This is a genomic window from Alkalihalobacterium sp. APHAB7, assembly GCF_048323755.1.
Taxonomy (GTDB): Bacteria; Bacillota; Bacilli; order Bacillales; family Bacillaceae_F; genus Alkalihalobacterium.
The window spans coordinates 1-13,634 of sequence record NZ_JBLWFS010000017.1 but is presented as its reverse complement, the minus strand read 5'-3'; the positions used below and the strand labels follow the sequence as shown (position 1 = coordinate 13,634).

At 36.6% G+C, this 13,634-nt stretch carries 12 protein-coding genes; 6 read left to right on the top strand and 6 right to left on the bottom strand.

Annotation, left to right across the window (positions count from 1 at the left end; all coding sequences use genetic code 11):
- Positions 1-78 precede the first annotated feature (78 nt).
- Positions 79-1,143 (bottom strand): M42 family metallopeptidase, encoded by a 1,065-nt coding sequence (locus tag ACNSTQ_RS15575; protein WP_418200741.1) that lies wholly within the window; start codon positions 1,141-1,143, stop codon positions 79-81.
- A 142-nt stretch (positions 1,144-1,285) separates the two neighbouring features.
- Between ACNSTQ_RS15575 and ACNSTQ_RS15570 the strand changes: the two genes are divergently transcribed.
- The 3 genes from ACNSTQ_RS15570 (at position 1,286) to ACNSTQ_RS15560 (ending at position 4,128) form a co-directional block, all read left to right on the top strand.
- The gene (locus ACNSTQ_RS15570) at positions 1,286-2,248 is read left to right on the top strand and encodes a multidrug resistance efflux transporter family protein (RefSeq protein ID WP_418200740.1); all 963 of its coding nucleotides are present in this window, start codon (positions 1,286-1,288) and stop codon (positions 2,246-2,248) included.
- Positions 2,249-2,316: 68 nt separating this feature from the next.
- Positions 2,317-3,507: a DUF2515 domain-containing protein gene (locus tag ACNSTQ_RS15565; protein ID WP_418200739.1), complete on the top strand. Its 1,191-nt coding sequence runs from the start codon at positions 2,317-2,319 to the stop codon at positions 3,505-3,507.
- A 180-nt stretch (positions 3,508-3,687) separates the two neighbouring features.
- On the top strand, positions 3,688-4,128 hold the full coding sequence (locus ACNSTQ_RS15560; protein ID WP_418200738.1) for a cupredoxin domain-containing protein: 441 nt from the start codon (positions 3,688-3,690) through the stop codon (positions 4,126-4,128).
- 114 nt (positions 4,129-4,242) lie between these two features.
- On the opposite strand, the gene ACNSTQ_RS15555 is transcribed toward ACNSTQ_RS15560, so the two are convergent.
- Positions 4,243-4,845, bottom strand: coding sequence for a hypothetical protein (locus ACNSTQ_RS15555; protein ID WP_418200737.1), 603 nt, complete (start codon positions 4,843-4,845; stop codon positions 4,243-4,245).
- 457 nt (positions 4,846-5,302) lie between these two features.
- On the opposite strand from ACNSTQ_RS15555, the gene ACNSTQ_RS15550 reads away from it, so the two are divergent.
- Entirely contained in the window at positions 5,303-6,328 is a 1,026-nt protein-coding gene (locus tag ACNSTQ_RS15550; protein WP_418200736.1) for an AimR family lysis-lysogeny pheromone receptor, read from the top strand.
- Positions 6,329-6,594: 266 nt separating this feature from the next.
- Here the strand turns inward: ACNSTQ_RS15550 and ACNSTQ_RS15545 are convergent, their stop codons facing one another.
- From ACNSTQ_RS15545 to ACNSTQ_RS15530, 4 genes are all read right to left on the bottom strand, one after another.
- A complete protein-coding gene (locus ACNSTQ_RS15545) occupies positions 6,595-6,996 on the bottom strand; it encodes an acyl-CoA thioesterase (RefSeq protein WP_418200735.1) in 402 nt (133 codons plus the stop codon).
- A 110-nt stretch (positions 6,997-7,106) separates the two neighbouring features.
- Positions 7,107-8,273: an iron-containing alcohol dehydrogenase gene (locus ACNSTQ_RS15540; protein WP_418200734.1), complete on the bottom strand. Its 1,167-nt coding sequence runs from the start codon at positions 8,271-8,273 to the stop codon at positions 7,107-7,109.
- A 174-nt stretch (positions 8,274-8,447) separates the two neighbouring features.
- On the bottom strand, positions 8,448-9,083 hold the full coding sequence (locus tag ACNSTQ_RS15535) for a hypothetical protein (RefSeq protein ID WP_418200733.1): 636 nt from the start codon (positions 9,081-9,083) through the stop codon (positions 8,448-8,450).
- Positions 9,084-9,631: 548 nt separating this feature from the next.
- The gene (locus tag ACNSTQ_RS15530) at positions 9,632-10,570 is read right to left on the bottom strand and encodes a manganese-dependent inorganic pyrophosphatase (protein WP_418200732.1); all 939 of its coding nucleotides are present in this window, start codon (positions 10,568-10,570) and stop codon (positions 9,632-9,634) included.
- A 362-nt stretch (positions 10,571-10,932) separates the two neighbouring features.
- On the opposite strand from ACNSTQ_RS15530, the gene ACNSTQ_RS15525 reads away from it, so the two are divergent.
- Positions 10,933-12,468 carry a glycine betaine uptake BCCT transporter gene (locus ACNSTQ_RS15525; RefSeq protein WP_418200731.1) on the top strand — a complete coding sequence of 512 codons (1,536 nt, stop codon included), beginning with the start codon at positions 10,933-10,935 and terminating at the stop codon, positions 12,466-12,468.
- A gap of 85 nt (positions 12,469-12,553) precedes the next feature.
- The gene (locus ACNSTQ_RS15520; protein ID WP_418200730.1) at positions 12,554-13,381 is read left to right on the top strand and encodes a histidinol-phosphatase; all 828 of its coding nucleotides are present in this window, start codon (positions 12,554-12,556) and stop codon (positions 13,379-13,381) included.
- Positions 13,382-13,634: the final 253 nt, after the last annotated feature.

The following is a 13,634-nucleotide window of genomic DNA, read 5'->3' as shown; positions in this document are numbered from 1 at the left end:
CCAAAAAGAACAATACCATTACGATTAATATTCCGTATTGTTGTTCGCGGGAAAGACACTTTAGTTGGGAAGATATGCTTAAATAAAAGAAAAACTAGAATCTTCTTTTAATGATAAAATAAATTCTTTCAGTAGCTCTTTCGTCGCTTCCAAATCACCTAAATCAATAACTTCTACAGGAGAATGAGCATAGCGTGACGGGATCGATAAGACTCCAGTAGGGATTCCTTTATTTGCTAAACTTACTGCTCCCCCATCAGTTCCAATGCCCGGAAATACTTCATGTTGGAACTGAATGTTTCTTTCTTTCGCAAGATGAAGCAGCTTTTCCTTAACAACTGGGTGAGCAATTAAGCTAAAATCAATGACCTTCACTCCAGTTCCTCCACCTAAATGAAGGGTTTGGTCCATTGTTTCTTCTGGCGTATCACTAACCGCTGTCGTATCAATGGCAATCGCCACATCAGCGTCTATGTTTCTGGCCGCCACTTGAGCACCTCGCAGGCCTACTTCTTCTTGCACTGTAAAAATAGCGACAACTTCACCAGCAAAATCAGTGCCTTGCAGTTCTTTGAGCGTTTGGATGATTACGGCACAACCTGCTCGGTCGTCAAAGCCTTTACCAACAATTCTTCCCGTCTGCTCATTTCCTAAAAACTCCATAGACGGTGCCCATGTAATGGGGTTTCCAATCTCTACTCCTAATTGTTCAGCAGCTTCTTTCGATGAAGCACCGATATCTATGTACAGCTGTCTATGGTTACGCACCTTTTGTGCATCATCAAATTTAGCAAAATGAGCAGAGATCGTACCGATAACACCAGTAAGGAGTCCCGTTTTTGTACGCAGTTGAACTTTCTGAGCGAGCAGGATGCGATCATCATGACCTCCTAACTTTTCAAAACGAATCAAACCATTTCCCTCAATTTTTTTCACGATAAAACCAATCTCATCCATATGGGCTGTAATAATCGTTTTAGGACCAGGTGCTGTTCCTTTTTTACGCGCAATGACATTACCAAGACCGTCAACATACAACTCGTCCACTAATTCCTCGACTGTATCTTTCACCCATCTTGTAACCGGTTGCTCATACCCGCATGGACCGTGTAATGAAGTCATTGTTTTTAGTAATTCATACATAAAAAAACCTCGCTTTTTACATTTATTTAGGAACTCGAATTAATAAATTATATCATATTCACCATTTCTTTTTTCTGAACATTATGTATAATATAACATACAGTATGTTTGTTATATTATTTTTATTAGGTTGGTGGAATTTATGAAAAGTATAGTACTCGGGATACTTTCTTCTTTCTTTTTCGCCTTTACATTCATTTTAAATCGCTCGATGGAACTAACAGGCGGAACCTGGATTTGGAGTGCCTCCCTCCGTTTTCTCTTCATGTTACCTTTCTTTTTGCTAATCGTTTATTTTAGGAACAATTTAAAGCCGTTACTAGTAGTAATGAAAGAGAATATTGGGGTATGGTTGTTATGGAGTTTTGTAGGATTCGTTCTTTTCTATGTCCCGATTACATTTGCTGCAGCCTATGGTCCAAGTTGGCTGATTGCTGGAACATGGCAGTTCACAATTATAGCCGGTTTACTCCTTACTCCTTTATTTTCAACGATGATTACAACTACTAACGGACTGCAAAGAGTAAGACAAACCATTCCAAAAAGAGCCTTAATCATTTCATCGATTATTTTTATCGGCATTGTATTTATTCAAAGTACACAATTTAAACATTCAAGTTTAGACCTTTTATTGTTAGGGTTTATTCCGGTCATTATCGCAACTTTTGCCTATCCATTAGGAAATCGAAAAATGATGGAAGTATGCAACGGGCGATTAGATACTTTTCAGCGAATACTCGGAATGACGATAGCAAGCACACCGTTCTGGCTGCTATTAGCGGGGTATGGCTTCATTTCTGTTGGACCACCAAGTACTATTCAAGTACAGCAAACCTTTATTGTAGCTGTATGTTCAGGTGTCATTGCCACTTCATTATTCTTTTTTGCGACAGACCTCACTAGACATTCACCTGAAAAGCTAGGAGCAGTTGAAGCCACACAGTCCACCCAAGTGATTTTTGTCATGGTAGGTGACGTTTTATGGCTGGCATCTCCTTTCCCAAGCCCATTGGCATTAACCGGAGTACTTATTATTATGTTCGGTATGATTGTACACAGCCTCGTTTCAAGTAAAACAAAAAAGCAACTGCCAAAAGCGGTTTAAGTATTTCTTAAGAAAACGAAAAACGCATCCCCTCTTCATACATATACTTTATGGAGGGGGACTTTGCGATGTTAAAATCTTTAAAAAAACTTGCTGAAATACCTTTTCAATTGTTATCTCTAACCTCTAATAAACTAAAAAAATATAAATATGAAGCAAAAGCAAACATTAAATGGAAAGAAATTCACATACCTAACACTCTTCTAGAGAAATTATCACATCAATTACAAACTAACACTCATCCACTGACAACCTCTCTATCTACTGATGAAAAGATCACCATTAATGACATTAAGAAGAAAACGAAACAATTAAACCAAAATAACATTACTCGAACAGACGCTTACCTTCAGTTTTATAAAAGAAACCCTGAAATTCACTGGGCTTTTCTTGCACACCTTGTCTCCCGAAATGGCGGCTGGAATATGACAGACCTAAAAGGCAACTTATTACGTTCCATTCTTTCAGAGCAGCAACAACACGATTTTTTTATGTTTCTAGAAAAAGCCAATGCTAACATTTTTCAAGATGCTTTTCCTCAACTATTATTATATGAACAAGGTAAGCAGCAAAATAAAAACCTCTTTCACTTACTGCCATACTTCAACGTTTCAGCGTTCATGCAACCGGTTTGGAATCTTTTTAATTCTGAAAAAAACTCTCAGTTTCTTACGATCGCTCTAATTATTAATGAGCAACATTACATTGAGAAACGCGTTATTCATAACCCGTTTTTTCAAGAAAACGTACTAAACACGATACTATTTCAAGCTCAAGAATTTTTACAATTTACCCAAGTTTTATTTCCTTATCACTATCAAGACAATAAGGTTAGATTGGCGGGATTTTCTGTTCGAGACTTCTCAAATGTTGCCGAGAGAATAGAAATAGGAAAACGTCTTTATTCTATTTTATTTGGGATTGATGAACTATCGAATGATGTTACGTCATTTGCTGATTCAACTCACCACACAGGTTCAAGAAATGACTTCTGGCCTAATGTCTTTTCAAAAGAAGATATAACTAATCCCCCTGCTACTCAATTAGTTTGTAACCAAAGAGAACCAATTATCTACAGCCCGCCTTTAACCAAAGCATGGGGGAATATAACACACTCCTTTTCAGATCAAAGCGATTGGTATGAGAGTACACAAACATTAGATTATTTTGCACCAATTAGCACACCCACTCGTTTTGATATCACTCACGACTATTGTCTAAAGCTGCAAAAAATGTTAGTCGCTTCTTCCGTATTGTAATCCTTTCAAGGAGTGCTGTTGACTTTGGGTTAGAACTGGTATTTCGATTTTGAGACTACTCAAAGTCAACAGTATATTATTTTCTCATTAACACTCCTTAATAAAGTAAAAAAATAGACAAGTTCCCCCTTACCCATTCATATAGTCTATTAAGCACACATTTTAAAGGGGGCAATCTGTATGTTAATCATCATTAAAAAAAAGTGGTTTTTTCTTGCCATCGCCGTGCTCTTTATCGGGTTTAGTTGGTATATTTTCAACTCTAGAGCAGTAACTGAAGCAGGATCACAGTCTGTTGCAGAAGAGTTTGAAATTCATATGGTGACTAGTGAAATCAAGGCTAAAACTGAGGATGGAAAGGTAATTGAATCGTATCGCTGGGACCCTGGCACAATCTACGTCCCGAAAGACAAAAAGGTAAAGCTAACGATTTACGGAGTAAACGGAAAGGAACACCCTTTCATAATTGAGGGAACTGACGTTAAAGGTACTGTAAAAAAAGGAGAGGAAACAGTCTTAGATCTTCACTTTACAGAAGAGGGGGTTTATCGACTTATCTGTACTGCCCACGCAAATAAAGACCATAACGGACCTATGATTGCCTATCTCATAGTTGATTAATAAAAGCAAAAGGCACAAACAACAGATTAATAGGCTGACTCAGCTAGAATTCTAGTTAACAAAATCACACTAACGAGTCAGCCAATACTTTTTAAAAAACTATAGAACATTATTCTAATGAATATAAGAGTATAATTCCTCTACATTTTGATCCGTTCCATAATGTGTAACATGATATAGAATTCCATCTGCTTCATTCCCATTAATATAATAATCTAAATCATGCATGATACGATGCGCCAATAAAATTCCTTCAACATCTTGATCTATTATTGCTTTTTCAATACATGCCACAACGTTAAGGATATCTTGCTCTATATCATTGTCAGTAATTCCCTCTAATAAAGGCCTTTTAGCATTTACAAGACTTTTCAATTCTTTTGTTCGATCCGCCCATGAAAAGTTTCGGTGTCCTTGCCAACCAACAGCTACATTTAAAGTACTGTGCGAATCAGCAACCACCTGCCTCAACTGATCCAACTCCGCCTCATGAGCAATCTGTTGATTTTCTTCATTCGTGACTTCTTCCCCAGACGTAACTCCCTCTTCATTTTTAACTTCTTCTCCAGCTTCATCAACTGAAGCAGCTTCTATTTGTTCTTCAGCGACTCCTGCCGTCTTATCGTTATTTTGATGAAAAGTAAGTCCCGTTAAGGCGCCTATAATAATTAATAAAACAACAGCGATGCCACCGTAACCAAAGGTTTTTCTAGACATCCAATCACTCCCTTACATCTGCTTGTCTTTCCACTATAAGGGAATCTACTACAGCCCACAAGAAAAGAAAATCGTAGTATAACGCTTCAATTAAACAATTATTGGCATAGTCTCCTACATCCATTATTCTTCTGACAATTGTTCTAACATAGTATTCTATAATTAGTTTTTATTTGCTAAAATTCTTCATTTATTTGTCGAAAGATTTTCACCATTCTATCTTTTTATATAGATTCAATATAATTTTTATATCCCGTTTCAAACCACTTGATGCAGGACCTTTTTATTTTCAGTCAAAGAAAAACAAATCTAATAGAGTTAGTGTCATTTGTAGAAATATAATTTTCTAAATTAAATAACAATAAGTGCAGCTACTTTATTGACTTCTGTAAAATCATGGTGTTATATTGAATTTGTGGAATAATTCCAAAAAAACAGATCAAAAGGGCTGATAGAAATGGTTGAAAATAATCAAGACATCGCAGAATATCTTTCTACAGCAGATGAGGTTGAACAGGCCATCCTTAGCTTAGACCCCAACTCTCACCTAGCACGAACCGCACTTGAATACGCAATAAACAATAGTATGACTAATGTACTAGATCAATTAATTGAAAAATTATCGACTTGCGGCAACGAAGAAAGTCAATCCTGGGCAGAAGTGTACCGAATTGATCGAGAGGTAGTAAAAGGACATCTGAGTTTGATAGAGGCTACAAATAAATTAACTTACATAAAATGTAATTCAAAGGAACTAAACGTTCTAAGAATGATTCTCCAACTCTATAATTACTATGATTTAAAATATTTTGAAATGTTATCTACTTTATGTGAATTAGTAACTGCTGAAATTGAACAGCTAGAAGAAAATTATATTAAAAGGTCCACTTCTACAAGATTAGGTTTAGTAATGCAGACAGTATATTTGCACCTTAATAAACTAGAGAAGTGCAGAGCTTACGGTAAGATTATATTGGAAAACGCAGTTACTGAAAAGGCTAAAGGAGTTGCATTTAGAAATATTGGAAACTCTTTTATCTTATCCAATTTAGATTTAGCAACAACTAATATTAATAAGTCTAAGGAAATCTTTCTAAAATTACACCAACACACAGAGTTAACTAAATCACAAAGAAGTCTTAATTTTGCTTATTGCTACTGGAATAAACCAGAGTACTTTAGTAGGACCTCACCTTATAATGTCGCTGATGAAATTCATGGATATATCTATTACTTAATAAAAAGAAATCATGTTCAAGAAGCCTATAGTACTTTACAAAAAGTAAAAAAGGAGATTTCTAATGATTTTCAATTAGCATTTCATTATTACTATAAAGGTCTACTTAAAAAGGATGAGGATTTTTTTGTAGAGTCCGTTACACATTTTAAAAAAGCTGGGGATTACTACTACAGAACCTTACCCATCATTGAATTGAAAAAGTTAGGTGTTAATAAAGTTATCCTTGAGGCATTAAGTTTATAATTCAATACAAGGAAAGGAGTAATATTTGATGAAAAAAACACTATCTATTTTATTGTTAGTTACAGCAATATTCTTTGTAGGATCAATCCCAGTCGAAGAAACTGCTAATCCTAGTAGCAGCCCTAGAATTCAAAGTATAGAATTATATTAAAAAACAGTGGGGTTCCCCACTGTTTTTTAATATCTTATATAAATACTCGAAGTATTTGCACTTTATTTTTCTAAACTACTTTTATACGTTCTACTGATCGAATTTATAGGGAATATTACCCAGTGCTCTCATAAAGATGCCCAGACATCACTCTCTTTACATCATCAGGTATGGGCTCGGACTTTTGGGTTGCAAAGTTAAAATTTACGTAAGTTGCGTTTCCTTTTGCACAGACCTCACCATCTTGTTGGATTTCCTCATATACTTCAAAACTAGAGTTTCCAATCCTAGAGATCCATGTTTGAACGGTTACAGGTCGTCCGTAAAAGATTTGATTTATATACTCAACATTCATCTTGATAATAACGCAACGCCATTTTGAAAAGGATAAATCCGGTGTAAACAAACGGAAGATTTCATCTCTCCCCGACTCAAACCAAATCGGAATTGTTGTATTATTAATATGACCAGCTCCATCTGTTTCTGAAACCCGTGGTTCAATCACTTTTTCAAACATTTCGATCACCTCTATCTTTTATAATTGTGTTTTATTCAAGCATATTGTTGATATACGTTGAGTTAGTCCTCATCATGTGAAATGTTAATTTCCCGCCTTAACTTCGTAGATTAAAACAATCTTCCTTCGTATGCAGCTGAATATATAGAAAAAATATCTTTCCATTCTAACTTTACTGGGCTCCTAGCAAGTAATCTTTTTTGCCTTATTGCATCGTCCGTTAACATTTCAAGATGTCTCTCTTCAATTCCGTATTCCTTTAGACTAGTAGCAATTTTCAGATTTTTATTTAAATTAAAGAGCATTTGTACACAACTCATAGACAAATCCTCATTTTTATCCACTGATGAATGTTGATTTAATTTTAAATACACATTCGCTAACTTCTCTTCACACCCTGCTTGAATATAGTTCATAACGTAAGGAAGCAACACCGCATTGGATTCGCCATGTGGCAGCTTAAAGCGATTCCCTAGTGGATAAGCTAGCGCATGAACTCCTCCAACGCCTGCATTATAAAACGCTAGTCCTGCCATATAACTAGCTGTACTCATCTTTTCTCTAGCTTCTTCATCGCTTCCATTTAAGAATGCACGTTCTAGTGATGCGCCAATGAGTTCAATCGCCTTTTCAGCAATTCCGTCAGTCACATCACTAGCGTTAACAGAAATATAGGCCTCAATTGCATGAGTCAAAGCATCAATCCCTGTTGCTGCTGTAATTTTTGGTGGTACCGACATCGTCAATAACGGGTCCACTATTGCTACATCTGAAATCAAATACGGATGTGTCACAACATCTTTTGTTCCCTCTAATGATAATACTGCAATATCTGTCACTTCCGAACCTGTTCCTGCTGTCGTTGGAATCATTATCTTAGGTAAACCTTTATGTTGGACTTTCTTAGTCCCAGTTAAATTTAGATAATCCTTTACTTCCCCTTCATTCTGAGCTAAAACTGCACCTAATTTAGCCAAATCCAGGGCACTTCCACCACCTACACCAATAACTATTTCAAATTTCTCTCTTCTTATATAACTCACTAATTTTTCAGCCGTATGAAGTGGCGGCTCTGGAACAACATCTGTATAGATTTCAATGACGTTAGATGAATCAAGGGATTGGAGAGCCTGAGAACAAATACCAAGGTCAACTAAATTCTTCTCAGTAACAACGAGAATTTTACTCCCCCCTAATTTTTTTACCTCATCATTAAGATTATCAATTACACCTAGTCCGACATGACTGACTTCTGGGAATATTAGCTTCGACTGCATTTCATTCCTCCTAATTTAAGTGGTATCATTAGTTTCTTTCTCCTTCTTTTCTATAAATCCTTCTATACCGAAAATAAATTCTTTGATGTGTTTAAGATACTATTTATATAAATATGAATGCGAATATAAAAAAATGAGACTAAAACATTAGCCTCATTTTTTCGTCTAGTTACTTCAAGCATTTATATTATATTCACGCTTATATTCACAATAAAGCAAATACCATTGCAATCCCCTTGCCTTGCTGAGTGCCCTATTGGCATAACGGATCGCAGAAGGTCTATCTTCTTTTTTATTGCATAATTCGGCTAGCAATGAGTATTTCACCCAACCTTCTTGTAACTGCTCAATGGCTGCTTGAGCATCTTTTAACTTCCCCAATTCGATTTCAGCACCAATCTTATAGTACTCTTTTATTTTTTCAGGTCGTATGTCATTAAGTGTTTCACTGGCTGCTTTAAAATCGTTGTTATAAAAATGAAGAATCGTTTGATATAAAGCCTTTTGATGTTTATTACTAGGTTTTTTTAGCAATTTCGAAATGATTTGATCAACATCCTCATCCATCCGGTTACCCAAGGCATAAAACAAATACAGCTGCGGGTGGTTTTTGTTTTTCAATAAATACTTCTCAATCGTTTTCTCATTTCTAGATACATAGGCAGGCAAAAGAAGCGGAAGGTACAAAACGATAAATAAGATTAAAAAAATAATGACAAAATAGCTAAGAACTGGATGTAGTCCAAGTGCCGTTAATAATACAGTTAAAATAACACCTAACACAAATGCGATAATAACTTTTAATATCATATATAGACCTCATTTTGGCTTTTATTTTTCAAGTGTTTTCATCTGACCTATGGTTGCTTGCCTACGCCTAGTTTTTCCGGTGCGCCAATCCAGCCCATGGGTTGATGCTTCCTCCTAATTTCTCCCTCTTCTGCTCACGATTCCACGCTTTCCGCTCAACCTTTCTCCTAATTTCTCCCTCTTCCGCTCACGATTCCACACTTTTCGTTCACGCTTCCTCCTAATTTTTCCCTCCACCGCTCACGATTCCATGCTTTTTGTTCACGCTTTCTCCTAATTATTCCCTCTTCCACTCACCATTCCATGCTTTTTGTTCACGCTTTCTCCTAATTATTCCCTCTTCCGCTCATCATTCCGCGCTTTTCGTTCACGCTTTCTCCTAATTTCTTCCTCTTCCGCACATCATTCCGCGCTTTCTGTTCACGCTTTCTCCTAATTTTTCCCTCTACCGCTCATCATTCTCCGCTTTTCGTTCACGCTTTCTCCAGCCAAATGTAAAAGGCCGACTCAACAGATGGAGTCAGCCATAAAATCGATAGGATTTTTAATTACACTTCAACTTCACTTAAAGTTGTCGTTAAGATTGGAACGATTTGTTTTTTACGAGATACAACACCTTTTAATGTTGCTGTGTTATTTGATAAGGTAACGTCGAATGCTTTTTCAACAGCAGTTGAAGCTTTACCGATCGCCACACCAACCGAGTCGTTATTCAGAATGTCGGTTACAACAAAAAGGAATAAGTCTAATCCCTTATCTTCAACAACTTTTGTTAAAGCAACTTCTAATTCTGCTTGACGTCCTAATACATCATTTGTATCTACGACATTAACTTGAGCGATTTCAACTTTTTTATTACCCATGTCGAATTCTTTTGCATCAAGAGAAATAAGTTCAGCAATTGTCTTCTGACTTAAGTCTGCACCTGCTTTTAACATTTCTAAGCCGTAGCTTTCTAAGTCGACTCCAGCAATTTGCGCTAGTTCACGTGCTGCAGCCACATCTTGATCTGTGCATGTCGGTGACTTTAATAATAAAGTATCTGAAATAATCGCAGACAGCATTAATCCGGCCATCTCTTTCGTTACTTCTACACCATTCTCTTTATGTAATTTATTTAAAATAGTCGTTGTACAACCAACTGGTTCTGCACGATAGTATAAAGGATCGCTTGTTTCAAAGTTTGCAATTCGGTGATGATCGATGACTTCTAACACGCGAACTTCATTAATATCATTTGCACTTTGTTGACGCTCATTATGGTCCACTAAGATAACACTTTTTACTTCTTCTGAAACTTTTTCCACTAAACGAGGGACCGCTACTTGAAAATGGTCTAACACATATTGTGTTTCCCCATTAAGTTGACCTAAACGAATAGGCTCGGCGTTCATTCCAAGTTTATTTTTTAAGTTAGCGTAAACAATAGCAGAACAAATTGAATCAGTGTCTGGATTCTTATGTCCAAAGACAAATACTTTCTCCATTTTTACTCCTCCTAGCCGTTAGTAGAAATTGATGGAAATCAACTTTAATATCTTTATGATTACCCAAAATATAGTTTATCATATCCATGGCATCTTTCACTCACAAATTTCAAATCTTTACGGATTCCGAGTACTGCGTCTCTCCTATTGTCGAGTAATTGGAGCATCATGGAGAATTACGTCTTATTTTGCAGTATTTCTATATGATTAAAAGATAATCGAAGGCTTCTCTTATTATCAAGTCAATTTCTAAAAATACTCCACTGTATCCTTTTTTAATAATTTACTAGAATATGGTTTACTAGTAATGTGTGATTTTATGCTTGAAAAAGACAACGTAGAAGTAAAGGAAGTGTATGAATTTGGATAGTAGTGATAGGTCAATTTTCAAAATTTCTGTAGGGATAGCCGCCATTTTTGTTTTAATAGGTGTGCTTATTCCTAATCAATTAAGTGCTGCAATGGGAGTAGCACAAAGTTTTGTACTCGAGTCGTTCGGGTGGTATTATCAGTTAGTTGCAACGTTTTTCCTCGGCTTTGCTATTTTTATGATCTTTAGTAAGTACGGAAAAATTAAGCTTGGAAAGCAAGATGCAAAACCGGAATATAGTCGACCGACTTGGTTTGCGATGTTGTTTTCTGCCGGGATGGGAATTGGTCTTTTATTCTATGGCGTTTCAGAACCAATTGCTCATTTTGCAAGCCCTCCACTAGGAGACGGAAGTACAGAACAATCTGCCATGTTAGGAATGCGTTATACTTGGCTTCACTGGGGCCTACACGCATGGGCTATCTATGCCATTGTCGCATTAGCTCTAGCTTATCAGAAGTTTAACAAAGGTGCTCCTGGATTAATGAGTGCAACACTTTACCCTGTGCTTGGTGAAAAGGTGAAAGGTCCGATCGGGCGTACGATTGATGTCGTAGCCGTATTCGCCACATTATTTGGTGTAGCAGCCTCACTTGGATTAGGCTCACAACAAATCAATGCTGGATTAGAATATCTAATCGGTATTCCTAACAACTTTATGGTTCAGATGGTGATCATGGCGATCATCACTATTCTTTTCATCATCTCAGCAAACACAGGAATTTCACGTGGAATTAAATATTTAAGTAACACAAATATGACAATTGCCACTTTATTATTGGTTGCCATGTTAATTCTAGGTCCTACTTTGTTTTTATTGAACATGTTTACGACAACCTTAGGAACATATGTACAGAATGTAGCGCTAATGGGCTTACGAATTTCTCCTTTTGAGTCCAATGAAGCGGCTTGGACTCAAGGGTGGACCATTTTCTATTGGGCATGGTGGATTTCTTGGACACCTTTTGTCGGAATGTTCATTGCTCGTGTATCGAAAGGGCGTACTATTCGTGAGTTTACAGTGGCTGTTCTTCTAGTTCCAACACTCGTGTGTGCTCTATGGTTTACCGTATTTGGAGGAACAGGAATTTATTTAGAATTAACTCAAGGATTAAATGTTTCTGGTCAAGGTCTTGAAACAGCTTTATTTTATGTGTATCAACAACTGCCATTTGGAATCTTACTTTCGATTTTAACAGTGGCATTAATTACGACCTTCTTCGTTACATCAGCTGACTCAGCAACTTTCGTTTTAGGTATGCTGACAACAGGTGGAAAATTAAATCCTTCTAGCCGTGTGAAAGTAACTTGGGGAATTATTTTAGTTGCATCCACGCTTGTGCTTATGGCCTCAGGAGGATTGGCAGGATTACAAACCGCCATTATTGTAAGTGCTCTTCCGTTAACCTTCATCATCTTAGTCATGTGTTACGGTTTAGTCAAAGCACTTAACCAAGAATTACAGGAAAATTCATCAAACAAACCAACAAAAAAAGAAAAGCTGTTTTCTAAGAAATCAGCAAGCTAATAAAAAAGAGGCTTAAACCATATTTTGGGTTTAAGTCTCTTCTAATATATACTGTTTACTATATATTAATATGGAGGTGCACTTAATGAATAATAACCATACAAAAACAACATTCGACTTACATACTCACCATGAACGATGTGGTCATGCAGAAGGTACTATTGAGGCGTATATACAAGCAGCTATTGAAAAAGGGTTAGAAGTAATAGGTATTGCTGACCACGCTCCCTATTTTCATAAAAGCAAAGATCATCCGAGCCCGGGGATCACAATGGCTAGAAGTGATTTTCCAAACTATGTAAATGAAGTACTTTCCCTAAAAGAAAAGTTCAGCGACAAAATTCAAGTGTTACTAGGAATTGAATGTGATTTCTTCCCTGGACAAATGGAGAACTATAAGAAGGAACTGCAAAAGTATCCTTTTGATTACATCATCGGTTCCGTTCATTTTGTAGAAAACTTGAGTATCTTTAAAAAAGGACGCTTTGAAGGGCTTACGGTAGAACAAAAGAGGCAGACAAAAGAAGAATACTACCGGCTGATTGAGCAATCGGCACGCAGCGGAATGTTTCAAGTACTGGGCCATATTGACGCAATGAAAGGATTTTACCCTGAATTTTCACAGATTGAAACGGATGCGATCGAAAAAACACTGCCGATCTTAGCGGCCTCCGATTTAGCTATTGAAATTAACACATCTGGAAAAACAAAAGACGCCGGTGGCTGGTATCCATCTGATGAAATATTAGAACGCGCACTATACTATAACGTTCAAGTCACTTTCGGCTCTGATGCTCACACTCCTGATCGCGTCGGTGATGAGTTTAATCTTGTAAAGCAGCGTTTGAAAGAGATAGGCTTTAAAGAATGGGTTTATTATGTTGGCAAAGAGCGACAACGTGTAAATTTATAATAAGATTTGACGACAAAAGACCCTCCAAATCAACAATGATTAATCAACTAGTAACTGCACTCTTCATTTGTGCACAAAAAAACTGCCAATGCACGAAGTAAAATGTACCCTATAGAGTAGACACTTAAAAAAGTGCTCTCTCTGTAGGGTACTTTTTTGTATAATGTAAGAACTACAAATTGAGACATAACTTGGAGATGGAGAATCATGAGTAAAAAGCTATTTACAGAGAAAGAAATTACACAATTATCTA

Bases quoted from the DNA above. Each gene is read 5' to 3' on its own strand.
- ACNSTQ_RS15575 (WP_418200741.1), bottom strand. From the start codon at position 1,143: ATGTATGAATTACTAAAAACAATGACTTCATTACACGGTCCATGCGGG.
- ACNSTQ_RS15570 (WP_418200740.1), top strand. From the start codon at position 1,286: ATGAAAAGTATAGTACTCGGGATACTTTCTTCTTTCTTTTTCGCCTTT.
- ACNSTQ_RS15565 (WP_418200739.1), top strand. From the start codon at position 2,317: ATGTTAAAATCTTTAAAAAAACTTGCTGAAATACCTTTTCAATTGTTA.
- ACNSTQ_RS15560 (WP_418200738.1), top strand. From the start codon at position 3,688: ATGTTAATCATCATTAAAAAAAAGTGGTTTTTTCTTGCCATCGCCGTG.
- ACNSTQ_RS15555 (WP_418200737.1), bottom strand. From the start codon at position 4,845: ATGTCTAGAAAAACCTTTGGTTACGGTGGCATCGCTGTTGTTTTATTA.
- ACNSTQ_RS15550 (WP_418200736.1), top strand. From the start codon at position 5,303: ATGGTTGAAAATAATCAAGACATCGCAGAATATCTTTCTACAGCAGAT.
- ACNSTQ_RS15545 (WP_418200735.1), bottom strand. From the start codon at position 6,996: ATGTTTGAAAAAGTGATTGAACCACGGGTTTCAGAAACAGATGGAGCT.
- ACNSTQ_RS15540 (WP_418200734.1), bottom strand. From the start codon at position 8,273: ATGCAGTCGAAGCTAATATTCCCAGAAGTCAGTCATGTCGGACTAGGT.
- ACNSTQ_RS15535 (WP_418200733.1), bottom strand. From the start codon at position 9,083: ATGATATTAAAAGTTATTATCGCATTTGTGTTAGGTGTTATTTTAACT.
- ACNSTQ_RS15530 (WP_418200732.1), bottom strand. From the start codon at position 10,570: ATGGAGAAAGTATTTGTCTTTGGACATAAGAATCCAGACACTGATTCA.
- ACNSTQ_RS15520 (WP_418200730.1), top strand. From the start codon at position 12,554: ATGAATAATAACCATACAAAAACAACATTCGACTTACATACTCACCAT.